30 protein-coding genes are annotated in these 25,222 nt (G+C 64.2%); 17 read left to right on the forward strand and 13 right to left on the reverse strand.

Annotated features, from left to right (window positions below; genetic code table 11):
- Window positions 1–7: 7 nt before the first annotated feature.
- A complete protein-coding gene (locus ACOOGG_RS17555; protein WP_420437421.1) occupies window positions 8–1,123 on the forward strand; it encodes a DUF1214 domain-containing protein in 1,116 nt (371 codons plus the stop codon).
- A 52-nt stretch (window positions 1,124–1,175) separates the two neighbouring features.
- Window positions 1,176–2,378, forward strand: coding sequence for an amidohydrolase family protein (locus ACOOGG_RS17560; RefSeq protein ID WP_420437423.1), 1,203 nt, complete (start codon window positions 1,176–1,178; stop codon window positions 2,376–2,378).
- A gap of 7 nt (window positions 2,379–2,385) precedes the next feature.
- Here ACOOGG_RS17560 and ACOOGG_RS17565 read toward each other — a convergent pair whose 3' ends face one another.
- The 4 genes from ACOOGG_RS17565 to ACOOGG_RS17580 all read right to left on the reverse strand — a co-directional run bounded on the left by ACOOGG_RS17565 (window position 2,386) and on the right by ACOOGG_RS17580 (window position 5,117).
- Window positions 2,386–3,147 carry an SDR family NAD(P)-dependent oxidoreductase gene (locus tag ACOOGG_RS17565; RefSeq protein WP_420437425.1) on the reverse strand — a complete coding sequence of 254 codons (762 nt, stop codon included), beginning with the start codon at window positions 3,145–3,147 and terminating at the stop codon, window positions 2,386–2,388.
- A 178-nt stretch (window positions 3,148–3,325) separates the two neighbouring features.
- Window positions 3,326–4,405 carry a hypothetical protein gene (locus tag ACOOGG_RS17570; RefSeq protein ID WP_420437427.1) on the reverse strand — a complete coding sequence of 360 codons (1,080 nt, stop codon included), beginning with the start codon at window positions 4,403–4,405 and terminating at the stop codon, window positions 3,326–3,328.
- Window positions 4,406–4,500: 95 nt separating this feature from the next.
- Entirely contained in the window at window positions 4,501–4,881 is a 381-nt protein-coding gene (locus ACOOGG_RS17575) for a type II toxin-antitoxin system VapC family toxin (protein ID WP_420437429.1), read from the reverse strand.
- Window positions 4,881–5,117, reverse strand: coding sequence for a hypothetical protein (locus ACOOGG_RS17580; RefSeq protein WP_420437431.1), 237 nt, complete (start codon window positions 5,115–5,117; stop codon window positions 4,881–4,883). The genes ACOOGG_RS17575 and ACOOGG_RS17580 overlap by 1 nt, the downstream gene beginning before the upstream one ends.
- 192 nt (window positions 5,118–5,309) lie before the next feature.
- Between ACOOGG_RS17580 and ACOOGG_RS17585 the strand changes: the two genes are divergently transcribed.
- The 4 genes from ACOOGG_RS17585 to ACOOGG_RS17600 are packed head-to-tail and all read left to right on the forward strand — an operon-like array spanning window position 5,310 to window position 8,861.
- Window positions 5,310–6,134, forward strand: a complete 825-nt coding sequence (locus ACOOGG_RS17585; protein ID WP_420437433.1) for a TauD/TfdA dioxygenase family protein — start codon at window positions 5,310–5,312, stop codon at window positions 6,132–6,134.
- A 38-nt stretch (window positions 6,135–6,172) separates the two neighbouring features.
- The gene (locus ACOOGG_RS17590) at window positions 6,173–7,513 is read left to right on the forward strand and encodes a cytochrome P450 (protein ID WP_420437435.1); all 1,341 of its coding nucleotides are present in this window, start codon (window positions 6,173–6,175) and stop codon (window positions 7,511–7,513) included.
- Window positions 7,510–8,304: an SDR family NAD(P)-dependent oxidoreductase gene (locus ACOOGG_RS17595; RefSeq protein ID WP_420437437.1), complete on the forward strand. Its 795-nt coding sequence runs from the start codon at window positions 7,510–7,512 to the stop codon at window positions 8,302–8,304. Before ACOOGG_RS17590 ends, ACOOGG_RS17595 begins: the two co-directional genes overlap by 4 nt.
- 44 nt (window positions 8,305–8,348) lie before the next feature.
- Complete coding sequence (locus tag ACOOGG_RS17600) at window positions 8,349–8,861, forward strand: cupin domain-containing protein (protein WP_420437439.1); 513 nt, start codon at window positions 8,349–8,351, stop codon at window positions 8,859–8,861.
- Between the two features lie 11 nt (window positions 8,862–8,872).
- On the opposite strand, the gene ACOOGG_RS17605 is transcribed toward ACOOGG_RS17600, so the two are convergent.
- Together ACOOGG_RS17605 and ACOOGG_RS17610 are read right to left on the reverse strand one after the other, a co-directional pair.
- Window positions 8,873–9,553: a class I SAM-dependent methyltransferase gene (locus ACOOGG_RS17605; protein ID WP_420437441.1), complete on the reverse strand. Its 681-nt coding sequence runs from the start codon at window positions 9,551–9,553 to the stop codon at window positions 8,873–8,875.
- Window positions 9,554–9,572: 19 nt separating this feature from the next.
- Entirely contained in the window at window positions 9,573–10,298 is a 726-nt protein-coding gene (locus ACOOGG_RS17610; RefSeq protein ID WP_420437653.1) for a TSUP family transporter, read from the reverse strand.
- A gap of 103 nt (window positions 10,299–10,401) precedes the next feature.
- Here ACOOGG_RS17610 and ACOOGG_RS17615 point away from each other — a divergent pair, with 103 nt between their 5' ends.
- Window positions 10,402–10,812, forward strand: a complete 411-nt coding sequence (locus ACOOGG_RS17615) for a DUF7124 domain-containing protein (protein ID WP_420437443.1) — start codon at window positions 10,402–10,404, stop codon at window positions 10,810–10,812.
- Window positions 10,813–10,972: 160 nt separating this feature from the next.
- On the opposite strand, the gene ACOOGG_RS17620 is transcribed toward ACOOGG_RS17615, so the two are convergent.
- The gene (locus ACOOGG_RS17620) at window positions 10,973–12,109 is read right to left on the reverse strand and encodes a cysteine desulfurase family protein (RefSeq protein WP_420437445.1); all 1,137 of its coding nucleotides are present in this window, start codon (window positions 12,107–12,109) and stop codon (window positions 10,973–10,975) included.
- Between the two features lie 73 nt (window positions 12,110–12,182).
- Here ACOOGG_RS17620 and ACOOGG_RS17625 point away from each other — a divergent pair, with 73 nt between their 5' ends.
- The 3 genes from ACOOGG_RS17625 to ACOOGG_RS17635 are packed head-to-tail and all read left to right on the forward strand — an operon-like array spanning window position 12,183 to window position 14,815.
- Entirely contained in the window at window positions 12,183–13,025 is an 843-nt protein-coding gene (locus tag ACOOGG_RS17625; RefSeq protein ID WP_420437447.1) for an Mrp/NBP35 family ATP-binding protein, read from the forward strand.
- Between the two features lie 28 nt (window positions 13,026–13,053).
- Entirely contained in the window at window positions 13,054–13,284 is a 231-nt protein-coding gene (locus ACOOGG_RS17630; protein ID WP_420437449.1) for a DUF3107 domain-containing protein, read from the forward strand.
- Between the two features lie 34 nt (window positions 13,285–13,318).
- Complete coding sequence (locus ACOOGG_RS17635) at window positions 13,319–14,815, forward strand: sensor histidine kinase (RefSeq protein ID WP_420437451.1); 1,497 nt, start codon at window positions 13,319–13,321, stop codon at window positions 14,813–14,815.
- On the opposite strand, the gene ACOOGG_RS17640 is transcribed toward ACOOGG_RS17635, so the two are convergent.
- A complete protein-coding gene (locus ACOOGG_RS17640; RefSeq protein WP_420437655.1) occupies window positions 14,812–15,102 on the reverse strand; it encodes a WhiB family transcriptional regulator in 291 nt (96 codons plus the stop codon). The genes ACOOGG_RS17635 and ACOOGG_RS17640 overlap by 4 nt on opposite strands.
- Before the next feature lie 142 nt (window positions 15,103–15,244).
- On the opposite strand from ACOOGG_RS17640, the gene ACOOGG_RS17645 reads away from it, so the two are divergent.
- Complete coding sequence (locus tag ACOOGG_RS17645) at window positions 15,245–15,955, forward strand: glycerophosphodiester phosphodiesterase (protein ID WP_420437453.1); 711 nt, start codon at window positions 15,245–15,247, stop codon at window positions 15,953–15,955.
- Between the two features lie 3 nt (window positions 15,956–15,958).
- Here the strand turns inward: ACOOGG_RS17645 and ACOOGG_RS17650 are convergent, their stop codons facing one another.
- Window positions 15,959–16,939, reverse strand: coding sequence for a diacylglycerol/lipid kinase family protein (locus tag ACOOGG_RS17650; RefSeq protein ID WP_420437657.1), 981 nt, complete (start codon window positions 16,937–16,939; stop codon window positions 15,959–15,961).
- 71 nt (window positions 16,940–17,010) lie between these two features.
- Between ACOOGG_RS17650 and ACOOGG_RS17655 the strand changes: the two genes are divergently transcribed.
- Both ACOOGG_RS17655 and ACOOGG_RS17660 read left to right on the forward strand, forming a co-directional pair.
- A complete protein-coding gene (locus tag ACOOGG_RS17655) occupies window positions 17,011–17,772 on the forward strand; it encodes an electron transfer flavoprotein subunit beta/FixA family protein (protein WP_420437455.1) in 762 nt (253 codons plus the stop codon).
- A 23-nt stretch (window positions 17,773–17,795) separates the two neighbouring features.
- Window positions 17,796–18,758, forward strand: coding sequence for an electron transfer flavoprotein subunit alpha/FixB family protein (locus ACOOGG_RS17660; RefSeq protein ID WP_420437457.1), 963 nt, complete (start codon window positions 17,796–17,798; stop codon window positions 18,756–18,758).
- Between the two features lie 7 nt (window positions 18,759–18,765).
- Here ACOOGG_RS17660 and ACOOGG_RS17665 read toward each other — a convergent pair whose 3' ends face one another.
- The 3 genes from ACOOGG_RS17665 to ACOOGG_RS17675 are packed head-to-tail and all read right to left on the reverse strand — an operon-like array spanning window position 18,766 to window position 20,653.
- Window positions 18,766–19,539, reverse strand: coding sequence for an SCO1664 family protein (locus ACOOGG_RS17665; RefSeq protein ID WP_420437459.1), 774 nt, complete (start codon window positions 19,537–19,539; stop codon window positions 18,766–18,768).
- Window positions 19,521–20,012 carry a DUF3090 family protein gene (locus ACOOGG_RS17670; protein WP_420437461.1) on the reverse strand — a complete coding sequence of 164 codons (492 nt, stop codon included), beginning with the start codon at window positions 20,010–20,012 and terminating at the stop codon, window positions 19,521–19,523. Before ACOOGG_RS17670 ends, ACOOGG_RS17665 begins: the two co-directional genes overlap by 19 nt.
- Window positions 20,009–20,653, reverse strand: a complete 645-nt coding sequence (locus ACOOGG_RS17675; RefSeq protein WP_420437463.1) for an MSMEG_4193 family putative phosphomutase — start codon at window positions 20,651–20,653, stop codon at window positions 20,009–20,011. Before ACOOGG_RS17675 ends, ACOOGG_RS17670 begins: the two co-directional genes overlap by 4 nt.
- 88 nt (window positions 20,654–20,741) lie before the next feature.
- On the opposite strand from ACOOGG_RS17675, the gene ACOOGG_RS17680 reads away from it, so the two are divergent.
- Window positions 20,742–21,410 carry a uracil-DNA glycosylase gene (locus tag ACOOGG_RS17680; RefSeq protein WP_420437465.1) on the forward strand — a complete coding sequence of 223 codons (669 nt, stop codon included), beginning with the start codon at window positions 20,742–20,744 and terminating at the stop codon, window positions 21,408–21,410.
- Window positions 21,411–21,460: 50 nt separating this feature from the next.
- Window positions 21,461–21,847, forward strand: coding sequence for a hypothetical protein (locus ACOOGG_RS17685; protein ID WP_420437467.1), 387 nt, complete (start codon window positions 21,461–21,463; stop codon window positions 21,845–21,847).
- A 34-nt stretch (window positions 21,848–21,881) separates the two neighbouring features.
- Here ACOOGG_RS17685 and ACOOGG_RS17690 read toward each other — a convergent pair whose 3' ends face one another.
- Window positions 21,882–23,012 (reverse strand): Coenzyme F420 hydrogenase/dehydrogenase, beta subunit C-terminal domain, encoded by a 1,131-nt coding sequence (locus ACOOGG_RS17690; RefSeq protein WP_420437469.1) that lies wholly within the window; start codon window positions 23,010–23,012, stop codon window positions 21,882–21,884.
- Window positions 23,013–23,214: 202 nt separating this feature from the next.
- On the opposite strand from ACOOGG_RS17690, the gene ACOOGG_RS17695 reads away from it, so the two are divergent.
- Entirely contained in the window at window positions 23,215–23,769 is a 555-nt protein-coding gene (locus tag ACOOGG_RS17695; protein ID WP_420437471.1) for a hypothetical protein, read from the forward strand.
- A gap of 33 nt (window positions 23,770–23,802) precedes the next feature.
- Window positions 23,803–25,215: a flotillin family protein gene (locus ACOOGG_RS17700; RefSeq protein ID WP_420437473.1), complete on the forward strand. Its 1,413-nt coding sequence runs from the start codon at window positions 23,803–23,805 to the stop codon at window positions 25,213–25,215.
- The last annotated feature ends 7 nt before the right edge of the window (window positions 25,216–25,222 follow it).

Raw genomic sequence — 25,222 nt, forward strand, 5'->3', positions numbered from 1 at the left:
GTTTCAAGTGGCTGACCGATCGGCAAAGGTATGGGATGAACTCGTTGAATTGATGGGTGAGATCGAGCGCGATTGGTGGCGGGAGGCAAGAGCGATGCCGACTGCTGACGACCGGGCGGAGGCGCGGGTGTTTGCTCTGAATGGCTTGCAGCATGCCTTGGAGTTCTGGTCGCAGGCTGATCCGGCCCGGCCGTGGTTCTATCGGTGGTTCTCTCCGACCAAGAAGCTGCTGGGGGACAACCCTGATGCCATCTATTACGGCAGCGTGATCGATCCCGGTCGCGACTATGTGATCCGGGGGAACCTGGCCGGGGCGGTGTACACCTCGTTTACGGTTGAGCAGGGAACCGCTGGCGGTGCGATGTCGAGCGGGCTCGGAGCCACACTCAACGACGATGAGATCGAGGTCAACGCCGATGGAAGCTACGAGTTGCACGCCAGCCAGAACCCCCAGCCCGGCAATTGGTTAGCGCTCTCGCCGGAGTCCGGCAGCATCACCACCCGGCACTACTTCGAGTGGGATCGCCCCGCGGCAACCGACCCGAACATGCACGTTCCGCTGTCCATCGAGCCAACGGTTGATCCCGGTCCGCCAGCAATACCCGATGACGAGACCTGCGCCGAAGGACTCCAGCGGGCGATCACTTTTCTTCGCAGCGTTACCGTGAACTGGCCCTCCGGCCCGCGAGAACCACTGGCGTGGAGCTCAACCGTTTCCAACCAGTTCACAAATCCTCCGCTCGATGAGGGAAACCGGGCCATTGGCTACGCCGCGGCCGACAACGCCTACCGATCGACCCGCTATCAGCTCGGACCGGACGAGGCGCTTGAGATTCGCGGTCGGTTTCCGCAATGCCGGTTCGCCAACGTGGTGCTCAACAACCGCTTTATCCAGACCCCGCCATACCGGAGCCGCCGGGTTTCCCTGAATCGACGCCAAACGGTGCTCGAGCCTGATGGCTCATTCCGCATGATCCTCGCCCACCGCGACCCCGGCGTCCCCAACTGGCTGGACACCGCGGGTGCCCCTACCGGCACCATCTTCTGGCGCTACCTGCTCCCCACCGAGCAGCCCGCCCAACTCGAAACGCGCCTGCTGTCCGCGAGCGACTGGGGGAGTTAAGTTGACAAGCGTTGGCGAAAAGCGGGTGCTGTTGGTTTCGGGGGATTCCCATGTGGGACCAACCTTGGATGCGCTGCGTGCGTACTGTCCCGAGGAACACCTAGAGGCCTTTGATGAGTTCGTCATCAGCCCGCAGGTCGAGGAAATGCGGGCAGGAGCGCGACAAGGGCGAGCGCTGTATCTGAAGACTTCGGGACACGGCGATCCGCAGGCTCGTCTGGCTGACATGGACCGAGACGGAATCGCCGCCGAAGTGATGTTCCATAACAGCTTCAATGGCGAACCCATGCCGTTCAACGACCTGGGTTGGCCCGAACTGGACAGTCCTGAGCTGGCCGGAGTGGGATTCCAGATCTACAACCGGTGGCTAGCCGACTTCTGCTCGGCGGCCCCCGAGCGCCTGATCGGGCTGGCTCATATTCCGCTGTGGGACCTCGACACCGCAATCGAAGAGGTGAGGTGGGCCGCGGCTCACGGGTTGCGGGCGGTGAACTTCCCCAGTGCCCGCCCGCAGTGGGTCCAGTACAACGAATCCCACTGGGACCCGTTTTGGGCTGCGGTGGAAGAAGCCGGAATGGTGCTGGCCACTCATGCTGGAGCAGCAACTGACCCAGCCGTGCGGGCGGTTAACGGGACGCCGCTGCTGTTGATGGAAGCTGGCGGTGCCTACAACCGCAGGGCGATCGCCCGCATGATCCTGGGTGGGGTCTTCGAGCGGTTTCCGGGACTCAAACTGGCCATGACCGAACAGCCCGGCGTGTGGATCCCGTCGGCGCTTGTCGAACTCGACTCAGCTGCGGAGGCCCCCCTGCCGCTGAGCAACGGAAAACTCTCGAAGGCACCCAGCGAATATTTCAAGTCCAACGTCTTCGTCGGCGCCAGCTTCGTCGCCCCGTTCGAGGTCGAGGCCGCAGTGGGGGACTGGTGGTGGACCAACATATTCTGGGGCCGCGACTATCCCCACCCTGAGGGCACCTGGCGATACTCCGACGACCCCGACGAGACGCCCATGACCCATCTCTCCCTGCGCCACGCCATGGCCGGCACTCCCCACCACAAGGTCCGGGCCATCGTCGGCGAGAACGCCGCCCGCGTCTATGGGCTCGATGTCGACAAGTTGCGGGGGATCGCCGATCAGATCGGCCCCGCTATCGAGGAGATCACCACGCCCCTGGAGGCAGTGCCAGCCCTAGACGGACCGGAGCGCCAGGGCTACGGCTATTTCGCCTTCCGCACCAACGGCCCCTATTCCTAAAACGATTTCACAGGTCGCGCCCGAGCAGGCTGAAGCACTGACCGGTCGGGCCGGCTTTGGTTGAGCGGGTAGCGAGAAACGCGACGTAGTCGGCTACCTCGTTGGGATCCTTCATGCGATCTCCTCCAAGAGCCGGCTCCAGCTCATGCAGCCGCTCCATCGGCAGACCCACCGTCCAGCTCAACAGCTCAGTGGCAACCGCACCCGGGACGATCTCGTTGACCGTGATGCCCCGGGGCCGGAGTTCTAGTGCCAGCACGCGGACATACATAGACACAGCTGCTTTTGCCGAGCAGTAAGCAGCGGCTCCTGGTGAGGGCGAATGACCCTGGCCGGAGCCGATCATGATTATGTGCCCGCCGTCACCAGCGGCAAGTAACTCAAGTGCGGTGTCGCAGCAGTAGTGCACTGCATGCACATTGACGTCGAAGCAGCGGTCCCAGTCTTCGTCAACAAGCTGCCCCACCGGTACGAGCGGCTGCATCGCCCCGGCATTGTTCACCAGGATGTCCAGCCGGCCGAAGACCTCTTTGGTGCGTTCGAAGAGGTGGCGGACATCAGCCCGTGCCGACACATCAGTCACGACCACCTCGGCCCGTCCGCCGGCAGCCTGGATCCCGGCCGCAACCTCATCGAGTTCATGGGCAGAACGAGCCGCAAGCACCGCCGCGGCGCCTTCTTGGGCCAAACGCTCAGCACACGCCCGTCCGATACCACGCCCCGCGCCGGTCACGACTGCGACATTCCCTATGAGTGGCTTCGTCGACATGACATCTCCTGCGGCTTCCAGCATGCGGGACTGTATCGGGCCTCTCCGGAGGTTTCACCCTCCCTGGCTCTACCAATCGCCAAGGGCAGCGGCGCGGTCGCGGTGGTTGTTGGACCCGCCGAGGAAGGCTCGGTCGAACATGATGCGCTTGTTGGCGCAGGGCTGAGAGCCCGAGCCTTCAAGTCCGGTAGCGCCAGGCGATATGGGAGGAGCGGCGGGCGATCTGGGTTTGGCGGTCCACTGGGGGCAGGTCGAGCTCGGTGACTGGGACGACCTTCGCTTCGACCACCGGGGTGCCGGGTGGGTGCCACCAGCGGATGGTGCACAGAACTGAGTCCCGGCCTTCGGTGTCGAGCCAGTTGGATCCACCAGGATCGCAGCCAGCGATGACGATGGGCCCAGGTTCGATCAGAGCATGGTTGAGGCACGTCAGTCGGTTGGTGAAGTCGAGCGCCTCATACCACGGGCGGTTGTAGAGCTGGATGTCCCACATGGCGGCTCCCCGGTGGTCGATGTCGACTATGAGGGCTTGGTCGGCATCGATGGCCACCCCGGCGTGGCTGTAGATGAGCGTCTTGACGCCGCGGCCCATCCCGGCTGGGGGTAGGAACGTGTTGGGGGGCTGATCACAGAGCATGCGCTCCTGGTAGCCGTTCCAGAAGTCGAAGGAGTGCTCGATCTCGCCCAACGCGGTGCTGAGGATGGCGGCGGCGTCGACATCGGGTTTGGGCTCGCCAACCGTGTCGAGGCGCTCAATGACAAAGGTGGCCGGCTCGGCGGGCTGCCAGTCGAAGTAGTAGTCGCGGATGTGCACAAACGACGCCTCGGGATCAAGCGGCAACCAGCTTCCGAGGCCGTCGTTGCGTTCTTCGCCGCCCAGCCAGATGTTGATCTCGTCTCCAGGGCCAATTCCGAGGCTTGATCCGGTCACCTCCAACCCAACGCCCGCGCCACCGCTCTGAGTAGCCCCGAGCTTGACTTGGAGCACGAATTCCTCGCAAGCGCCCATTTGGCCCGAGATCCGGTACACCCCGTCCCCGTCGATCGCAGTCCTTCGGGCCACCTGATCGGCGTTGGGCCCGCCCCATTGGTACACCGGGTCGCTGCTCCGGAAGAAGGCAGGATGGCGGGGATCGTTGTGGCCTATCGAATAAGTCAGCCAGCAGGCCACCTGGTTGGCCAGGTGCCGCTGCCCCTCATCGTCGAGGCCTTCGCCGAGGGCCGCAATCCGATCACAGAACTCGCTCCACGTAGTCATATACGACCTGCAAAATAGACCACCCTCACTCTGGCCGCGATCCCAGCAGTCCTATAGGCCGCTGCCTCCCAAGAGCCACACTTGATAAGAGCCGGTCAAGCGGTGAGCGTTTCAATTGGGTAGGCGAGGATTTTCTGGTCGGCTGTGACGAGGGGGCAGCCATGGGAGACCGCCTGGGCTATGAGCAGCCGGTCGAACGGATCGGCATGCAGCAGGGGCAGTGCACGCAGTCCCATGGTGTGAGCGGCAGTCAGGTCGAGCCACGCCCCGTCGAGCCGAGACACCAGGGTTTGGCAGCTGTGTTCCATGGACAGCTTTCCAAGCCGTCGCTTGATCTCGATCTCAGCAACCGAGACAGCCGACACAAGTAGGCGATTTGTCGGGTCTTCCAGCGCGGTGACGGCTTCGGGAGAAAGCCGCTCTGGCGCCTCGTTGGCCCAGAGCAGAACATGGGTGTCGAGCAGCAGGTCGGCCATCAGATCGGAGCACTGAGGGAGTCGCGCACTTCAACCGGGGTGTCGTCGAAGTCATCGGCGATGGTGATCGTTCCCCGGAGCTGCCCAAGCTGGCGGTGCTTTGATGGCTGAGCCACAAGTTTGAGCCCCTCGGTAAGGAGCTCATTGATGATTTCGCCGAGGGTTCGGCGAGATTCAAAGGCGATTCGCCGGGCTTCTTCGTATACCTCATCATCAATGGTGATAGTGGTGCGCATATGCGCACCATAACATCTCCATCCGTGGCCAGTCCTAAGATCGAGGACACCCCTCGGGGTGTAGTACCCGGGTGGTGTTGGCGGGGTAGTTGGCGAGGTCGCCGGCCGATTCCGGTTACAGCATTCGCAATTCGGGCGCAGATCAAGTAGAGCCATATATCTGCCGCAACGTAGAAACGGGAGGTCAGCAGCATGCGAATTGAACCACTCACGGCGGCACTCGGTGCCGAGTTGTTGGACATCAACCTCGGGGAACTCGACGGCGATACGGCCTCGGACCTGCGGAGAGCCTTGCTGGAGTACAAGGTGGTTGGCATTCGCGATCAGTTCCTAGACGATGCTGGGCACGTCCGACTTGCCCAGTCTCTCGGCGAGCCGTGGATCCATCCCATGGACCGTCTTGCTGGTGTCGATTCGGCCGAGCCGTCGGAGTTGAGGGTCAAAAGCGACCACCAGTTGCTGACCGACCGATGGCATCTGGATGTGCTGTATGCCCCCAACCCGCCCGCCTTCGGCATCTTGCGGGCCATCGACGTACCGTCTGTGGGTGGTGACACCATGTGGGCCGACTTGGTGCTTGCCGCGTCGAGGCTGCCCGACGAGCTGCGGGAGCAAATGCAGGGGCGCTCTACAGTGCACAGTGTGCCCGACACCCTCATTGGCTTGAAGAAGACGATTTTTCCAGAATTTGAAGCCCAGGTTTGGCGGGACAACCTCCAGGGGGTGCACCAGCCCCTGCTTCGGCGGCACCCTGAGACGGGGGAGGAGGCGATCTTCTGCGTTGGGGATGCCCCCGTCGACGGGCTCGATGACGAAGCCAGCCATGAAGTCATGGCTGCCGTTACCGAACACGCCACGAATCCCAGCGTGACGTGTCGCTGGCGCTGGCGCAACGGAGATGTCGTTATCTGGGACGAGCGGTGCACTGCTCACTTCGCGGTGCGCGATCCTTGGGAGGGCGATCGCGTACTGCGAAGGCTCCTGGTGGAAGGCGATTGTCCAGTGGCGGCCAACTAGTCGCCCGTGGCATCGATGATCGACACGTACTCCCGAAGATGACGGATTTACTGGACGGCCGGATTCAGCGGCTGCTGGATCGCGACGAGGAACTACTGGCTTGTCCCTGGCCGCTATTCGACGATGTGCGGTCGGCATCCGATCCCGCGTTCTACAGCGAGGCCATGGGGGCCTGGGTCATTACCAGCTACCAACTGCTTCGCGACATTGTGCTCGACCCGGCCACTTGGTCAAACCGTTCGCCCACTGCCACCTATGAATTTCGCAATCCAGTGGCCGAGCATGCCAGAGCCGTCGAAGAGGAACCCGAGATGGCCGAGGCGGTTGCTCGATTTCGCAGCCGCTCAAGAGGTCGGGTGCTCAACACGGCCGATCCTCCCGAACACGTGCGCCAGCGGAGAGCTCTGAACCGTGCCTTTCGGCCCGCGCGCCTTCGGGCATTGGAGCCCGAGGTCAAGTCGGTTTCCGATTCGCTGGTTGCTGCTTTCGCCCAGCGGGGTCGAGCCGATCTCGTCCGGGAATACGCCGTGTTGTTGCCGATGGTGATGATCTCGCGGATGCTGGGGGTTCCCGAAGACGAACTGGAGATGTTCAAGGGATGGTCGGACGACTTCGCCATTCCCATCGGGCGAGCCCGACCCAGTCGCGACGAGGTACGCAGCTACATCAAATCGGAGTACGAATTTGACCAGTACTTCTCAACCCTGGTCGAACAGCGCCAAGCCGAGCCCCGCAACGATCTGATCTCCGATGTGGCCAACGCCGAGGTTGATGGCGAGCCGCTGACCTACGAAGAGCGCATGGGGGCATTGCGGCAGTTCTTGCTGGCCGGCAACGAGACGACCACCACGCTGTTGGGCAACATTGGCCACCGCCTAGCCACCAACCACGACTTGCGTGATCGCCTGGCCTCGAGCCGGGACCTAGTGCCGGCGTTCGTCGAGGAGGCGCTGCGCCACGAAGGGCCGGTAACTGGTCTATTCCGAGTTGCAACTTGCGATACCGACCTCGGAGGGAAGCCGGTGGCCAAGGGAGAGTTCGCATGGCTGGCCTTCGCGGCCGCCAACCGAGATCCTGAGGCATGCCCGATGCCTGACGCTTTCAAAATCGATCGCGATCCAAATGACCATGTGGCCTTCGGCTATGGAGAGCACTATTGCATTGGCCAGGGCTTGGCCCGCCTTGAGGCCAAGGTTGGTACCAACGCCATGTTGGACTTGCCCAACGTGACGCTGGCCAACGAACACACTGACGCATTCATGGACAGCTACATCCTTCGTGGCCGCACCCAGCTGCTGGTCACCTTCGATCCCACCCATAGCCCGACAGAGTCCGACAATTCCCCCCCATCACAGGAGCTAAGGGAGCACAGAGAATGACCACACGCACCGAGAACAGGGTTGCCATCGTCACTGGGGCTCGCCCTTGGGGAGTGGGTGGGGCGACCGCGCGGGCCCTTGCCCAACGGGGCTACGACATCGCGCTAGTCGACCTCCGCCAGGACTGGGGCGAGCAGAGCGCTGGGGCCATTGTGGAAGATACCGGCCAGCGGGCGATCTGGGTGCGGGCCGACATATCGAATCGTGACGATGTCGCCGCGATGGCCGACACCGTGCTCGGAGAGTTTGGCCGCATCGATGCGCTGGTCAACAACGCCGCCATCGGCGGGGCCAGCAGCACTGAGCATTTCGAAGTCGAGGAATTCAACCAGGTCATCGGTGTCAACTTGCTTGGCCCGATGCTGTGCACCCAGGCGGTCGTTCCGGCCATGAAGGAGGCCAACTACGGCCGGGTGGTCAGCGTGGCGTCCACGGCGCCGTTCAACCCGCCTCCGGCCGATATGAGCCCTGTGTCCCTGTACAACGCCGCCAAGGGGGGCTTGATCGCCTGGACCAAGTCGGCTGCGGCAGAACTGGCCCCCTACGGCATTGTGGTGAACGTTGTCGCCCTTGGGGGAATCTCCACCGGCGGCATGGGCAGCGAGAATCCTCCAACTCCTGAACAGGACGAACGCATGTTGAATGTTGTTCACCGCGGATTGCTGCCGTGGGGTCGGCTCCTGGGGGTCGAAGAGGCGGCCGATGTGATCGCCTATGCCGCCTCTGCTCCGAGCCACGCGATGCTTGGAGCCACCATTCACGCCAGCGGCGGACGGGTAATGCCGCTCTGAGGGCGGCCAGAGGATCTTCTGATCGATCTACAAGGAGGCAGACAATGGACAATGCCAACGAGATCCGCCGGGTGGTCACCGGCCACGATGCCGACGGTCGGTCGGTGATCGTCTTCAACGATGTCCACGACTACAAGCGCCGGGTACAGATCTGGACAACAGAGGGCTCCCCAGCCGACAACTCCGGGGAGGTCACCGATGCCGCTCTGCGGGAGACTCGCCTCGAAGCCCCTCCGCAAGGCTCGCTGTTCTGGTTAGTTGAGCTCCCTCCTAGCCACGAACTGGCCCCGGGAGCAGTTACAGAAACCGCTGAGCGGCTGGCAAGGGAGGGTGCCGTTACGCACAGCGACGGCCGACCCGGTATGCACACAACCAGGACAATCGACTACATGGTTGTCCTTGACGGCGAAGTCACACTGCTGCTGGACGAAGGCGAGGTGACCTTGCACAAGTACGACACGGTGGTCCAGCGCGGCACTGCCCACCATTGGGAGAACCGGGGTGCTGTGCCTGCTCGCCTGGCCTTTGTACTGCTCGACGCCCAGCCGTTGCCATGAGCAGGTCAGGCTCAGCGGGCGGTGGTGACTGAGACGAGGCTGTTGTGGGCAAAAGCCCAACCCTCGGGCCGGCGTTCGCCCAAGCGGTGGAATCGTTCGTTTAGGTCTTCTCTGTGCTGCTCTAGGGCAGCGGCTCTTTCGGGGTCGATGCCCACCACCCGATCGCACCACCGATCGAAGCTCTCGTACACGGCCTCCGAGGTGTAGGTGAACCGGCGCAGCGATTCGAACCGGGCTTGGTCGAGTTCGTCCAGCCTTTGCTGGGCTGCGGTGCGAACGGCGGTCTCGTCGATAACCGGGTAACCCATCGAGTCTTCGGGGCCCTCAATCTCGGGCTCGGCCACATAAAGCGTCCCTCCGGGCCGGAGCACGCGGCCGGCCTCTTCGAGGGCCTGGGCCATGTCTTCGGTTGGGATGTGGTGCAGGGAATTTGAAAAGACAACGACATCGAAGGAGTTGTCGTCAAACGGCAGGGCCTGGCCCGGCGCGTCAACGTACCTGTCGGAGTGCGCGGGATCGGCCTCCAGAGCTCGTCGAAGCATCTCGGCACCGCAATCGGCTCCGAGGGCGCGTGCCCCCTGGCTGTGCAGCCACCGGACTAGCGTGCCGTCTCCGCAACCCACATCTAGGACGTCCTGTCCGGCCACATCGACGGTTTCCACAAGGACATCGGTGCCGCGGCGAAGGGCCATGCCACCACGTTAGGGGGCTTCAGAGGAGTTGGCGAAGAATCAAAGCGATTGCACCGGCTAGGGCCACGATCAGCACGGCGGGCCTGAACCATGTGCGATCTACGTAGGGGCGCACGAAGCGAGCCATGGCCAGCCCGAGTACGACCCCTGGGGCCAGCCAACCAGTGAGCTCTAGTTCATGGCGGCCGAACTCACCGGTGACGACAAGCCCTACAACCCCGGCAGCCGCCACCATGAGGACGAATGTGGCAAAAGTTCCGCGCAATGTGGCTGGCTTCATGTCGCAGAAAGTGAGTACAAGCGGCGGACCAGGCAGACCGGCAGTAATGCCGGTGAACGCGGTGGCAAAGCCGGTGGCCATCTCGACGGGCGGGTTGCGGCGGATTCGCAGGCCGCAGAGGAGCGAGACGGCGGCTGCGGCGGTCAGGCTCCCGATTAAGAGTCCTAGCATTTCGTCGCTGATTGCGGTGAGAACGGCGAGGCCGGCGGCCAATCCAAATGGGAGTCCGATGACGCAATGGCGCACTGCTCGGCGGTCCGTATGCCGGCGTTCGACGATGGCGTGCCGGAATCCCACGATTTGGCCTATGACGATGAGCGGTCCGGGAGCGAACCCCGGGTCGATGGCCACCAGAGCTGGGCCGGCTACGAGGGCCGCCCCGAGCCCCAAAGAGCCGTGCACCACAGCTCCGGCTGTGGAGAAGCCGATGATGATTAATATCTCGAGCGCAGTCAGGGCGAGAATCCCGACTCTTTGCCGTCGTTGCCCAGCATGCTGCCGGTCGGACCCCCATCAGTGCTCACTGCCGTGATGCAAACACATTTTTCCAAGAACAGCGAATGAGATGGTGGACGGCGAGAGGGCTGGTCCGGGTCGACTGTATGCTGCCTCCATCCTCATTTCGTTCGACATCGATGGCACGCTGGAGTGCGGTGATCCGCCAGGGCCTATCTTGCTGGAGGCCATGCGGCAGGCCAAGGCCAGGGGCTATGTGATTGGCAGCGGCTCAGATCGGGTGCGCTCTGACCAGCAGCGGCTGTGGGACATCCATGAAATCGACGTGGATTTTGTGGGGGGCAAGCACCACCTGGACGAGGTGCGCAACCAGTTCGAGGCCTCCCGCTACATCCACATCGGCGACACCGACGTCGACCGCTATTACGCCGAGGCGGCTGGGTTTGAGTTTCTGCACGTTGAGGATTTAAACGGCATCTCCAACGCGTTGGCCGGTGCTGACTTCTTCGATTGGCTGGGCTAGTGGTCCGTCTGTGAATTGGCAGGTGCGGATTGCGACGGCAGCGGCGTTCCTCACAAGGCGCACCGACGCAGCCATACCCGGAGCGTACGGCAAGGAGGAGCAACGCCGCGAGGGGCGTCGATGCCTAGCAGGACGCCATGCTCAATTTGCAGACGGACCACTAACCCCGCAGCTTGCGCAATTCGGCCAGAGCTTCTTCGAGGGCTTCAATGGCCGCGTCCCCATCGGCGTCGGTGGTCGACCACCCTGCTGAGAGACGCAGCGAATGATCGGCGTCAACGCCCATGGCCTCGAGCACCGGCGACGGCTCTAGCGACTCCGAGGCGCAAGAACTGCCTGAATGAGCTGCCACGCCAGCGCGGTCCAAGGCGATCAGCACGGCCTGGGGCTCCACGTCGCCGATGCCCAGACACACCAAATGAGGCAAGCGATGGGTGGGATGGCCGTAGAACACGACGCTATCGATATTTTGCGCCCTGTCTCGGATTCTGTCGGTTTGAGCCTGAGCCCGGCCCGCCTCTTGCTCCAAGCCGCCGTCCCCGAGGGCGGCGCACGCTGCTCCAAAGCCAGCGATGGCCGCGCCGTTCTCCAGCCCAGCCCGCCGGGCCCGTTCCTGGTCGCCGCCTTCCAACAGCGGCACCAAGCGCAGCCCCCGGCGCACCAGCAAAGCCCCGATACCCGGCGGTCCTCCAAACTTGTGAGCGCTGATCGACAACAAGTCGGCGCCGACCTCTTCGAAGCTGACCTGAATCCGCCCGGCGGCAGCCGCGGCGTCCACATGGACCAGTACATCGGGGGACCGCTCTCGGCAGGCGGCCACTACTTCGGCCACCGGCTGCACCGTCCCCACCTCGTGGTTGGCCCACTGGCAGTGAACCGCCGCGGTATCCGGCTCGATGGCCGCGGCCATCTCCTCGGGGTCTACCCGGCCGGCGCCGTCTACGCCGACCACGGTGGCGCGGTGCCCTTGGGTTGACAATCGTCGGGCCGACAGCCGCACCGCGGAGTGCTCCACCGCGCTCAGCACTTGATGGGTGCCCCGGTTAGACACCCCCCACACTGCGGCCGCGATCGACTCAGTAGCCCCGCTGGTGAAGACCACCTCTCGAGATCGGGCGCCGAAGCAGTCGGCTACCTGCTGTCGGGCCTGCTCGATTTCGTATCGGGCGGCCAGCGCCTCAGCGTGCATCCGGGAGGGGTCGCCGTGGCCCGCGGCCCACCAGCGGTTGATGGCCGCCACCACCTCGGGCCTGATGGGCGAGGTTGAAGCGTGGTCGAGATAGTGGCGACTGGTCACGGCACAGGGATAGTCACGGTTATGGAGTGCTCACGGCACAGGGATTTCTGGGTCGATGCCGTAATCTACCGGCATGGTCCCCGCTGGCGACACCCCCACCCCGCCGCGCCGGACCATCCCCTTCGCCGATCCGGCGTCCACCACGCGAGTGATGCTGATCGCCTCCGGCAAGGGCGGTGTGGGCAAGTCGTCGGTCACGGTGAACCTGGGGGTCGCCTTGGCCGCGGCCGGGCACCGAGCCGCGGTGCTGGACGCCGATGTGTGGGGTTTCTCCGTTCCCAAGATGCTGGGAATCGACCGGTCTCCTGAGATGGTCGGCGAGATGATCGTTCCCCCCGAGGCCCACGGCGTGCGGTGCATTTCCATGGGGTTCTTCGCCGAGGAAGACCAAGCAGTCATCTGGCGGGGACCCATGCTCCACAAGGCGCTGGAGCAGTTCCTCACCGACGTGGCATGGGACGACCCCGATTTCTTGCTGGTCGACCTGCCGCCGGGCACCGGGGACATCTCCATCTCCCTGGCCCAGTTCCTGCCCCGCTCTGAGGTGTATGTGGTTACCACCCCCCAGCCCGCCGCCCAGCGAGTAGCACAGAGGGCCGCGTTCATGGCCGAGAAGGTGAACCTCACCGTGCGAGGGGTAATTGAGAACATGAGCTGGTTCACCGGTGACGACGGCAAGCGGTACGAGCTGTTCGGCGCCGGAGGAGGTCGAGAACTGGCCGACCGGCTCGGTGTGCCTCTGATCGGGCAGGTGCCGCTGCTGCCCGCGCTGCGAGAGGGGGCTGATGGGGGCCGGCCCATCGCGGCTGAGGCCTCTGACTCGGAGGCCGGTCGGGAATTCGCGGCAATGGCCGCCCACTTGGTGGACAACCCCCCTCCGCGGCGCATCTACAGCCCCGAACTCAAGATCAATTAGCAGGATCGAGTCCCAAGGAGATCATTCAATGCATGTTCGTATCGGCGTGATCCGGAGCCAGAAGGAAATCGAGGTGGAATTGGATCCCGACTCCGATGTGGAGTCGGTGAAAAAGGCCATCACCTCAGAGTTGGCGTCCGGCGAGATGCTGTGGCTGACCGACCATCGGGGCCGCGAGGTGGGGGTTCCGGCCGCCAGCGTGGCCTACGTGGAGCTCGATCCCTCGGCATCCGGCCGATCCATCGGCTTCGGGAGCTGATTCGCTCCTGGCCAATAGACAATAAACTTGTCGGATGGCGAGCCTGGAGGAATTGGCGCCCGGCCTGCCCCAGTCGCGTCTGAACCATCTCCAGAGGCTCATGCGGACGTGGGCACCGCTGGCCGACATCTCCTTCGCCGACCTGCTGCTGTACGTACCCACCGGCGCGGTGGGTCAGACTCCCGCCACCGAGAACCCAAGCGGGTACGCCATCGCGGGTCAGATCCGGCCCACCACCGCCCGGTCAGTGCATCGCAGCGATCTGGTGGGGGCTGTTTTCGCCCCCGAGCAGCGTCCGCTGGTGGACGTGGCTTACCGCGAGGGGCGGATCACCGACGGGGGGCGCATCGGGGGAGCCGACCAGCCCCGTATCCGCACGCTAACTGTGCCGGTGAACTGTCACGGCGAAGTGGTCGCAGTGATGGCTCGGGAATTCGATCCCGACATCCAGCGAAATCCTGGCGAGTTGGAGATGAGCTACTTCAAACTGTTCCGGCGGCTGGCAGCCATGATTGCCGAGGGGGAATACCCATTCCCGGTGGACGACATCGAGACAGAGGAGTCTCCCCGGGTGGGCGACGGGCTGATGCTGCTGGACGCCTCGGGCCGAGTTCTGCTGATTTCCCCCAATGCCGCATCGGCGCTGCACCGTATTGGCCTGCACAGCGAGGTCGAGGGTCGCCGGCTGGTGGAAATCGGCCTGGAACAGCGGGCTATCCGGGCTGCCTTCGCCTCCCGTCTTCCCCAGACCGAGGAGATCCAACACGGTGATCAAGGCACGGTTGTCCTGCGCTGCCTGCCGCTGATCGGAAGGGGAGAGGTGACCGGCGCATTGGTCTTGATGCGGGACATCTCCGAGTTGCGCCGCCGGGACCGGCTATTGATGTCCAAAGACGCCACTATCGCCGAGATCCACCACCGGGTGAAGAACAACCTCCAGACGGTGTCGTCGCTATTGCGATTGCAGGGGCGCAGAGCAACCGCGGCAGAAGCCCGGGACGCTATAGAGGAGTCGGTGCGGCGTATTCGTGCCATCGCCATCGTCCACGAAATCTTGTCGCGCGATGCCAGCAGCGACGTACCGTTCGTCGAGATCGTGCGGTCGCTGGTGCGCATGGTGGAAGAGGGGCTGACCGGTCCCGACCGACCGGTGGAATTCAAGGTGCTGGGCGATGCTGGAGAGCTGGCCGCCGATGTGGCCACGCCCTTGGCGGTGGTGTTGAACGAGTGCTTGCAGAATGTGATGGACCACGCCTATCCCGAGCCGCCCGGCGGACAGGTGCGAATCGAACTGGACAACGACGGCGACCGGGTGCAGGTGCGGGTGACCGATGACGGGGTCGGGCTGCCACCGGGCTTCGACGCTGGCAGCGCTGATGGGCTGGGGATCGCCATCGTGCGAAATCTGGTGAGCACCGATCTGCGGGGGAGCATCACCATGAGCAATGGCGACGGAGACCCGCCCCGGTTCGGAACGGTGGTGGAGTTGGCGATCCCCTTGCTGGGGTTCCGCTCCCCAGACGGCGGCTAGGCCAAGAAGATGGGCGTCTGGCGCTGCTCGGCTACCCTGAGTCGGCGGAGCTGGCGGCGCTCCTCCTCAGATGTGCCGCCCCAGATTCCAGAGTCCTGGTTGGTGGCCAAGGCGAACTCCAAGCAAGCGTTTTGCGAGTTGCACTCCTGGCAAACCACCTTGGCCGACTCGATCTGCTCAAGGGCTAGACCGGTACTGCCCACGGGGAAGAATAGATCCGGATCCGTGTCGCGACAGGCGGCTTGGCATCGCCAATCATCCGCCGCATTGTCGGATTCGAAAAGCAGGCCCTTGGTAATCACGCAGGGACAAGGATAGGGGTGGTGTACTGGTGTGGCAAGAGGGGCTGATGATGAATTTGTTGTTTTCTGGTAACCGTGTTGGCGTTGTGAGTATGGGATTCGTGAACGAGTTGGCAAGATTGTTGTCGTGAAGGTGATCGCCCACCGGGGGGCGTCGGCGGCCGAGCGAGAGAACACACTGAAGGCATTTCAGGCCGCAGTGCGCCTGAATGCCGACGGCGTGGAGCTCGATGTAAGGCGGACGGCCAACGAGGTGCTCGTGGTGCATCACGATGCCCATCTGCCCGACGGCCGGGCCATCATCGACCTGCAAGACCAAGAGCTGCCCGACTGGGTGCCGACGCTGGCCGAGGTCATGGACGTCTGCCGGGACCCGGCCATCGACCGGGACTTCGTCATCAACATAGAAATCAAGAGCGCTCCCAATGACCCCGACTACGACGCCGAACACCAGGTATCTGCCGCCGTCGCGGGTCTGGTGCTGGGGTGGGGGATCGGCGAGGCCGGCAGTGGGGTGATCGTCTCGTCGTTCGACATGGAAGCCCTCAACCGCATCAGGGCCATCGACCCCGAGATTCCCACCGCCTACCTGACCTTCGAGGTACTGGCCCCCGACCTGCTAGTGGACCGTGTGGCCGCCGCCGGCCACACGGCAATTCATCCCTACGTGGCCTCCACCAGCCAGGCCCTAGTGGCCACCGCTCACGCCGCCGGCCTCGAAGTCAACGTCTGGACCGTCAACGACCCCGACCAAATCGCCCAACTAGCCGCCATAGGCGCCGACGCCGTCATCACCGACGTCCCCGACATCGCCTGCAAGGTCCTGGGCGAGGAATAACGATCACCCCATGGGCAGGGCCAAAGCGAGAGCTTCGGGGGCGTGGTGGAACTCGAGGCGGGTGGTTTCGCCGAGGTAGTCGCCGTCGAGTTGGTAGGGGAATGGGGTGTCGCTGGCCACTACTGCGCTAGCCACATCGGCACGGGAGTGGACGTGGCGATGGGCAGTGACCGGAGGGCCGTAACCGAGGGCGCTGGCTGCCGTCCGAAGGAGCCTGCTCGCTCTCAGCGAGCGCAGGGTTACCAAAGACAAAGGCATGTCCAGGTTCGTATCGGGCATCACAGTGAAGGGGCGCGACCCCAGATAGGTATAGGGATCGGTGTTGAGGCAGATGGCGAACTGGCCGGTCACGGCCTCGCCATCGGCGTGGTAGACGGTGAACCGGGGCTGCGACCGGTCGTAGTGGCGCAGCCAGGTGTCGACTGCCGCGAAGGCAAACAAAGCATGGTTGGCGTACCTCTTCAGCCCCGCCCGCCGTTCCACTTGCTGTACCACGGCCGCGTCGTAGCCCACTCCGGCGTGAAACAGGAAGTACCTCCCGTTCACCTGCCCCAGCCCCACCCGTTTTAAGTGGCGGGCGGCCAGCGTCTCCAGCAACATTGCGGCCGCCTCCACGGGATCGTCGGGCAGCCCTATCGTCCGGGCAAACACGTTGGTCGATCCCCCCGGCAGGGGGGCCAGCGCCACGCCAGAGGTGGCCAGTCCGTTGACTGCTTCGTTGAGCGTGCCGTCACCACCCAGCACAGCCACTACATCGCACCCATCGGCCACCGCCCCGTGGGCCAGGCGCGAGGCATGCCCTCGCCTATGGGTTTCGGCCAGGGTCACCTCGTGGTCAGCGCCCAGCGCCTTTTGGATGACAACCTGGGTCCGAGCGGTGACCGACGAGGCGTGAGGGTTGACGAGTAGCAGAACTTTCAGGTTCTCAACGCTACTGCTTGCCGGTTTGAGGCAAGAAACGCGGCTGACGGCAATTGCTCCCAGTTCCCCTTCGCTTGGTTTTGCGCGCCCGAGGCGTGGTGGGAGACTTGTGCGCTATGGACATTGTCGTCTGCGTGAAACAAATCCCCGATCCGGCCGATCCCGGGGAACTCGATTCGGAGACCAACACCCTCAAGCGGGACATGAAGCTCATCCTGGACGAGTCGGACTCCTATGGCGTGGAGATGGCCCTCCAGCTCCGCGACGCCGCTGGCGCTGGCGAGGTAACCCTGGTGTCAATGGCCCCCCACGAAGAAGTAAACGGGCTGCGCTCCGCGCTGGCCATGGGCGCCGACAAGGCCATCTTGGTAAGCGACGAAGCCCTGGCCGGAACCGACGCACTGGGCACGGCCCGGGTGCTGGCCGCAGCCATCGGAAGAGCCCAAGCTGATCTGATCTTGGCCGCCACCGAGTCGTCTGATGGCTACACCGGCACGGTCCCTGAACAGCTGGCCGAGTTGCTAGGCCTACCCTCGGTCACCTTCGCCAAGGAAATCCAGGCTGACAGCGGCGAGGTGCTGGTGAAACGCCAGACCGAGGCTGGTTACGACGAAGTGCGGTGCCCGCTGCCCGCAGTGGTATCGGTCACTGCCGGGGTGGTCGAGCCCCGCTACCCGTCGTTCAAGGGCATCATGGCGGCCAAGTCCAAGCCCATGGACCAGGTGGGGATCGGCGATTTGGGCATAAGCGCCGACCAGGTGGGCTGGGCCGGCGGCGGCCAGGAGATCACCGACGTCAGCCCTGCTCCCGAGCGGGAAGCCGGCGAGATCATCACCGACGAGGGCGACGCCCACGAAAGCATCGTCGCCCTGCTCGAAGAGCTCAGGATCGTCTAGGAGCCAGGACGCTAGGAGACAGCATGGGAACCATCTGGGTATTTGCAGAGGCCTCGGGCGGCAAGGTCGCCACGATCAGCTTGGAGTTGTTGACCAGGGCCCGTGAGTTGGCCGACACCGTGGAAGCGGTGGTGGGAGGCGACGGGGAGTCGGTAGCGGCCGAACTCGGCGCTCACGGGGCGACCACGGTCCATGCCACCGGCGATTTAGGTGACGGCCTGGCCGGCCCGGCGGTGGCCTCGGCCATCGCCGCAGCTATTGAGGGGGGCAGTGCCCCCGACGCGGTGCTGTTCGGCACGACCTATGACGGCCGTGACGTGGCCGGTCGGCTCTCGGTGAAGCTGGACGCATCGGTCATCACCAACGTCGTCGAGTTGGAGCAAGCCAACGGTTCATTGGTGGGAACCGAACCGGTATTCGGCGGCACGGTCAACGTAAGCACCCGGTTCAACGGGTCGGGCATCGGTCTTTTCCTGGTCCGACCAAAGTCGTTCGCCGCCGAAGAGAGCGGCGGGGGACCGGCGGCGGTTTCTGCTTTGCCGGTGCCTGATCTGGGCGCCACCGGGGCGGCCCGGGTGGTCGATCGCTTTGCCGAGGAGTCCAGCGGACCCAAGCTGGACGAGGCCGGTGTGGTGGTCTCCGGTGGACGGGGACTGGGCGAAGCCGATAAGTACTCCATGATCGAAGATCTGGCCAAGCTCCTCGGAGGTGCGGCCGGCGCGTCGCGGGCCATCGTGGACGCCGGCTGGGTGCCCTACTCCCACCAGGTGGGCCAGACCGGCAAAGTGGTCAAGCCCGACGTCTATGTGGCCTGCGGCATTTCCGGGGCCACCCAGCACATGGTGGGCATGAAGGGCTCCAAGAACATCATCGCCATCAACAAAGATGCCGAGGCCCCCATCTTCGGCATCGCCGACCTCGGCGTAGTCGGCGATGTGCACAAGGTGCTCCCCAAACTGATCGAAGCGCTGCAAGCCCGCAGCTAACCCCGCCCTACACCAACGGCCAGGGGTGGCGGCGGCCGCTGGGATCGGTGGGGAAGCGTGCCTCGCTGACCAGGGCACTGGCCCGGGTCAACAGGGCGTCTCGTTCCAGCAGGGTGAGCAGGTTGGCTACGTCGGGCGGCAGGTCCTCGTCGAGCAGGCGGGCCACGTCGGCGGCCAGATCAGTGGGCAGGGGATCGCCGGCCCATTCCCAGATGACGGTGCGCAGCTTGAACTCGCAGTGGAACGACAGCCCGTTGTCGATGGCGTAGAGCCGGCCGTCGTCACCCAGCAGGATGTGGCCGCCCTTGCGGTCGGTGCTGTTGATGATGAAGTCGAACACGCACAGCCGCTGAAACCATTGGTGATGGGCGGGCTCCTCCCGCAGGGTGAAGTAGTGCTCGTCGTAGTCGGTGGGCACGTAGAGTTGCACCGAACCCTCTCCTAGCGGACCGTCGCGATGCACTGTGGGGGGCACCAAATCCCAACCCAGGGCTCGAGCCAATTCGAAGGCGGCGATCTCCCGCTTGTGCAGACCGGCGGGGAAGTCCCAGAGGGGCCGCTCGCCCTGCACTGGCTTGTACACCCCCTGGACGATGGGGGCGTTGGGGGCGTTGACGTCCACCAAGAAAGTCATGTTGGAGCTCCAGGGCATGCGCCCCAGTACTTCGAACTCGCCGGTGGCCAAGATCTCGACAGCAGCCTCGTCATCGAGCGCGGGTCGGTCGCGAAACGGAGACTCGGTATTCGACTGGGCGGGATTCATCAGTTGGAGCAGGGACACCAAGTGCCGTCGTCATTGAGGGGGGCACCGCAGAAGCGGCACGGTGGGCGGCCTGCTGCCACCACCTGTCGGGCCCGGGCGATGAACCCGGCAACCTGCCCCAGGGTGATGTGGAACCGGGCGGTGGCGAGATCTTCGTCCTCTTGTTGGGTGGGCGCCTCGGTAGCCATAATCAGCATCCGGTCGGCATCGGCGTCGTATCCGATGCCGATGTCGCCGACTGTCCATTCGGCCTCCACCGGATCGATGAGGCCGATGTCGACTTCAGGTTCGACAGCGCCTCGTTCGTCGGCGATGTCCCGCAAAGCGCCGTCCAGGTATTCGGCCAGGGCGGACACCTGCTGTTTTTCCAGTTTCAGTGAAATCAGGGTGCCGGTGACTCCGGCTTGGAGATAGAAGACCCGCTGGCCAGCAGGGCCAACGGTGCCCACCGTAAAGTGCTCGAGGTCGTTCATGTCGAATGACGGGCTCATGACGGCACAAGTGACTTCAGGTCGGACGTGTTGTTGACGGCCAGGACCAGGGGGCCTTCGGGGCTGTAGAGGATGGCAGTTATCGAGCAGGGCGACACGACGATCCGCTGGAACATGTCCAGGTGGGCGCCGGAGGCGTGGGAAATCGCAGCCTTGATGGTGTCGGCGTGCGACACCGCCACCACCGTTGAGCCGGGGTGGCGGATCACCAGCGACTGCACAGCGTGGATCATGCGGGTTTGCATCTCGGCGAACGACTCTCCTTGCGGGAATCGGAAGCTGCTGGGGGTGCGCTGCACCTGGTGCCACTCGCGCCGGCGGCGCAGGTCGCTGAGGCGCCGTCCGGTCCACCGGCCGAAATCACACTCGTTGAGGCCGTCCAGCACCCGCACCCGTCGGCCCACCGCCCGGGCGATGGGCGCGGCCGTCTCCCTGGCCCGCTCCATGGGCGAGGCGTACACCGCGGCGATGCGATCGGCGCCCAGGGCGGCGATGCGGGCCGCGGCCTGCTCGGCCTGCTCTCGGCCCCGGTCACTGAGGTGGAGACCCGGCGCCCGCCCGGGCAACACCGCTCCGGTAGTGGGGGTCTGGCCGTGGCGCACGAACAACACCATGGTGGGTTTGCGGTTCTTACTGGCCATTTGCTCTGTGGATTCTGGACTTTGCTGGGAGTTCCGGTTGACAGTAATTGCCAGCCATTGGGTCTCTGGATCTTCTAGCTTGCCGGTCGTGGACTCGTTTGACGAACTGGCCGCCGATGTTATCTCTTGCCAGGCCTGTCCCCGACTCGTGGCATGGCGAGAGGAGGTGGCCGAGGTCAAGCGGGCCGCCTACCGCGATTGGACCTACTGGGGTCGGCCGGTGCCGGGTTTCGGCGATCCCGAGGCCCGTATCGTGGTTGTGGGTCTAGCCCCGGCGGCCCACGGCGCAAACCGCACTGGGCGCATGTTCACCGGCGACCGTTCAGGCGACTTCCTGTACGCCTCGCTGCACCGGGTAGGGCTGGCCAACCAGCCCGATGCCACCGATAGAGACGACGGCCTAGTGCTGCGCGACACCTATATCACCGCTCCTGTGCGGTGTGCGCCGCCCCAGAACAAGCCGACCCCGGCCGAACGGGATGCATGCCGCCCGTACCTGGTGCGGGAACTGGCCCTGTTGAGCCGGGCCCGGGTGTTCGTTGCCCTTGGAGCCATCGGCTACGGGGCGGTGGCAGCCGAGTTGGGGGTGAAGCCCCGGCCCAAGTTCTCCCACGGCCTGGAGACGGCCGCCCCAGGGGGCCGCATGGTGGTGTGTTCATACCACGTGAGCCAGCAGAACACCTTCACCGGTCGGCTCACTTCCGACATGCTGGACAAGGTGTTCGCCCGCTCGTTGGAACTGGCCGACTCCATATAGGGCCGGGAATGGTTCGCGCCCACGGGGAATAGGGAGATACCGTTGGGGCCGTGACAAAGGGTCGTTTGCTAGCAGTGGTGGCTGCGCTGTTGTTGGTGGCAGCCGCCTGCGGCAATTCCGGCGCGCCCACCTTCTACGACGACAATGCCGCTGACTACCAATTCGATGACAACAGTCCGGTGGAGCCCAATGTCGGCCAGCCTGAGCGGAATTTCCGCGACGGCTGCAAAGAAGCGGGCCGCGACAACCTGGACGAGCAGGTGAGGGCCAACCTGGCCGACGTGTGCAAGTGCGGCTTCGACAAGATAAGGGAAGCGCTGACTTTTGAGGAGTTCAAGCAGCTTGACGACGACCTCCGCAGCGATATCAACGCCGACCTGACCGAAGAGGTGAGCCTGATCATGCGCCAGTGCATTCTGGAGGAATCCGGGATTTAGCTGGCTCGGCGGGAAGCCGGCAGCCAACCAGGGCTCAAACGCCTACCCGGACCGCGCTTTCGGCCCAATCGGGCCACCGTTTGCGGCTCTTGGCGGCCAGCTTGTGCATCAGGGCCACCGCGCCGGGGTCGTCATCGCCGGGACGGGCTTCGATCACCCCGTCTTCCAGCATGGCGTTGATGACGGCTCGGCCCAATTCGGTGCGGACCACGGTGAGGGTCCAGTCGGTGGCATCGCCGATGCCTCCGGTAGAGATGTCGGCGTGCTCGGCGGCGAAGTCCGGGCAGAGGTTGCAGCCCTCCCGGGTCCAGGCGTGGCACTCCTTGAGGTTGATCTCGTGGTAGTCGCCGTTCTTCATCCAAACCTGGAACACGCCTTTGATGTTCATCTTGGCGATCTGGTCGGTGGGCAGGCCGTACTTCACCCAGAACAGCTCTTCGAACATGGAGTCGTCGAAGCTCTTGGAGCACAGAAGCCCGATGTTCAACTTGATAGGGCGGCCCACTTTGCCCACCTTGCGGTTCCACATCACCGGGCCGATGGAGGTCTGACAGCTCATGCCCACCAGGGCCAGGCGATCCAGCCCCTTCTCCTTGGCTTCCCGGTAGGCCAGCGGGTTGGCCGAGTAGGTGTAGCGGCTGCCCGCGCCCCGCAGCACTTCCTCCCGGTTAACGGCCAGGCCGGGGACCGCCTTCCAGCCGTCGGCGTCGCCGCCCTCCAGAAATGAGGTGAGGGCGCCGTCGATCACGTCGTTCTCCAGACACCAGATCAAGATGGCCGAAACCAGCCCGCCGTCCTGGCCTACTTCGTACACGTAGTCGTCTGAGGCCCGCACTAACAGGATGTCGCTGTAGATGCCCGAAACCTCGTCCTCGTTGCGGATGCGCCCGAACAGGTGCTCGTCGGCCTCGGCCTCCCATGTACGGAACCGGGGACAGGCCCGAGTGCAGGAGGTACACCCCTTCTGGCCGTGGATGCAGTCGGTCAGGCCTAGCTCCTCTTCGAGGTGGAAGGGCTTGTACTGGCCGGGCTCGTGCTTGTAGCCGATCACATCGTGGGGGCAGGCGATCACACAACCGGCGCAGCCGGTGCACAGCCCCGAGTCGATGACCTCCTCGTAGAGCTCTTTCCACTGGTGGGTCCAGCGAACTTTGGCTTCGGCCATGGGGAGACTTTGCCACGCCGGGCATGTGATTTGGTCATTCAAGGCCTATTTGCCCAGGAAGTGACGATGGGGGAGGGGCGGGGAGGAAATTGGCGGAAAAGCCAGTAGGATGGCCACGATTGAGGCCCAAACCGCAGGCCAGCGCCAGACTGAGCGCCAGACTGCGAGCCGGACTGCGAGATATAGACGGGAGGACAAACAGATGGGCGACTGGTGGGAAGGCCTAACCGGCGACCTCCAGGTCTTCTATCTGATCGGCATCATCGCTGGCGTCTTCCTAATTCTCCAGCTCCTTTTCTTGGGCTTCGGCGTCGGTTCCGACCTCGATATCGATCTTGACGACGAGGGCGCGGGCACCGGATTTCTGTCTCTGCGAAGCCTGACGGCGTTCTTCTTCGCCTTCGGCTGGACCGGCGTGTTGATGAAGGAGGCGGACAGCTCTACCCCAGTCTCGGTGATCGTGGCCATCGCGGTGGGGCTAGCGGTGTTCTTCGCCGTTGCCTTGATGTGGCGGAAGTTCGCCCAGATGGAGGAGAGCGGCTCGGTCGACTACCAGAGCGCGGTGGGCATCATCGGCACTGTGTACTTGCCGATCCCGGCCAACCGATCCATGCCCGGCAAAGTCGAAATCCTCATCCAGGGGCGGCTTCGGGTGATCGATGCCTACACAAATTCGGACGACGATCTCCCGGCTCAGACCCGCGTCACCGTGGTTTCGTTGGTGGATCAGTCCACCGTCCTAGTCAGACCCCTGTAACTCATACCTAGATAGAACCGAAAGGACTCGTTGATGGCTGCTATAGCCCTTGTTGCTGGCCTAATTGTCATTCTTCTCATCGCCCTGCTGTGGATTTCCTCCCGCTTCAAGCGATGCCCCTCTGATCGAGTACTGGTTATCTACGGTCGGGTAGGCGGACAGGGCCAGTCGGCCCGGTGCCTCCACGGCGGCGGCGCCCTGGTGTGGCCCGTAATCCAGGGCTACGCCTTTTTGGACCTCACCCCCATACCCATCGAGATCAAGCTCCAAGGCGCCCTGTCCCAGCAGAACATCCGGGTCAACACGCCGGCCACCTTCACGGTGGGTATCTCCACCGAGCCTGGCGTGATGCAGAACGCCGCTGAGCGGCTGCTGGGGCTCAGCCTGGTGGAGATCGAGAACCTGGCCCGGGACATCATCTTCGGCCAGATGCGGGTCGTAATCGCCACCATGCCCATCGAGGAGATCAACGCCGACCGGGAGAAGCTGATCACCAACATCACCGAGTCGCTGGAGATCGAGTTGCGCAAGGTGGGCCTGCGACTCATCAACGTCAACATCCAGGACATCACCGACGAGTCGGGTTATATCGACGCCCTGGGCCGGGAAGCAGCCGCCCGGGCCATCAACGAGGCCAAGATCAAGGTGGCAGAGCAGGAGCGCGACGGCGACATCGGTGCCGCCGAAGCCCAGCGGGAACAGCGCATCAGAGTGGCCCAGGCCAACGCCACCGCTACCGAGGGCGAGAACGAGTCGCATGTGGTGATCGCCCAGTCGGACGGCGAGCGCCGCCAGCAGGAGGCCGAGGCCGAGCGGGCCGCGGTCACCGCCGAGCGGGTCACCCAAGCCCGGGCGGCCGAAGAGTCGTTTGCCGCCGAAGGCCAAGCCGAGCAAGCCAGGGCCTCCCGTGACAAGGCTTCGCAGGAAGCCGATATCGTGGTGCCCGCCGAGGTGGAGAGGGAGCGAGTGCGCACCCTGGCCGAGGCCGAGGCCGACCGCATCAGGCTGGTCAAAGGCGGCGAGGCCGACGGTCAGCGACTGCTCATGGAGGCCGAGGCGCTGGGCTTGCTGGCCCTGCTCACCCGTCGGGCCGAGGGTCTGGGTGCGCTGGTGGACAGCGCCGGCGGCAATCCCCAGTTGGCTGCCCTGCTGCTGATCGCCGAGCAGATGCCGACGCTGGTGGCCGAGCAGGTAAAGGCCATCTCCAATCTGAAGATCGACCAGATTACCGTTTGGGACTCAGGGGGCAGCGACGGCAATTCCGGGAACAGCACCGCCAACTTCCTCTCCGGCCTAGCCGGCTCCCTGCCCCCCATCCACGACCTAGCGGCCCAAGTAGGCATCAAACTCCCCGCCTACCTCGGCGAACTCGACGATGAAACCGCCGTTGAGCGGCTCCGCGACATCGCCGACCAGCTCGGCAGCGAGGATTCTCCCGAGGCCTGACCCAAAT

Source organism: Candidatus Poriferisocius sp. (assembly GCF_965214065.1).
GTDB lineage: Bacteria > Actinomycetota > Acidimicrobiia > Acidimicrobiales > Bin134 > Poriferisocius.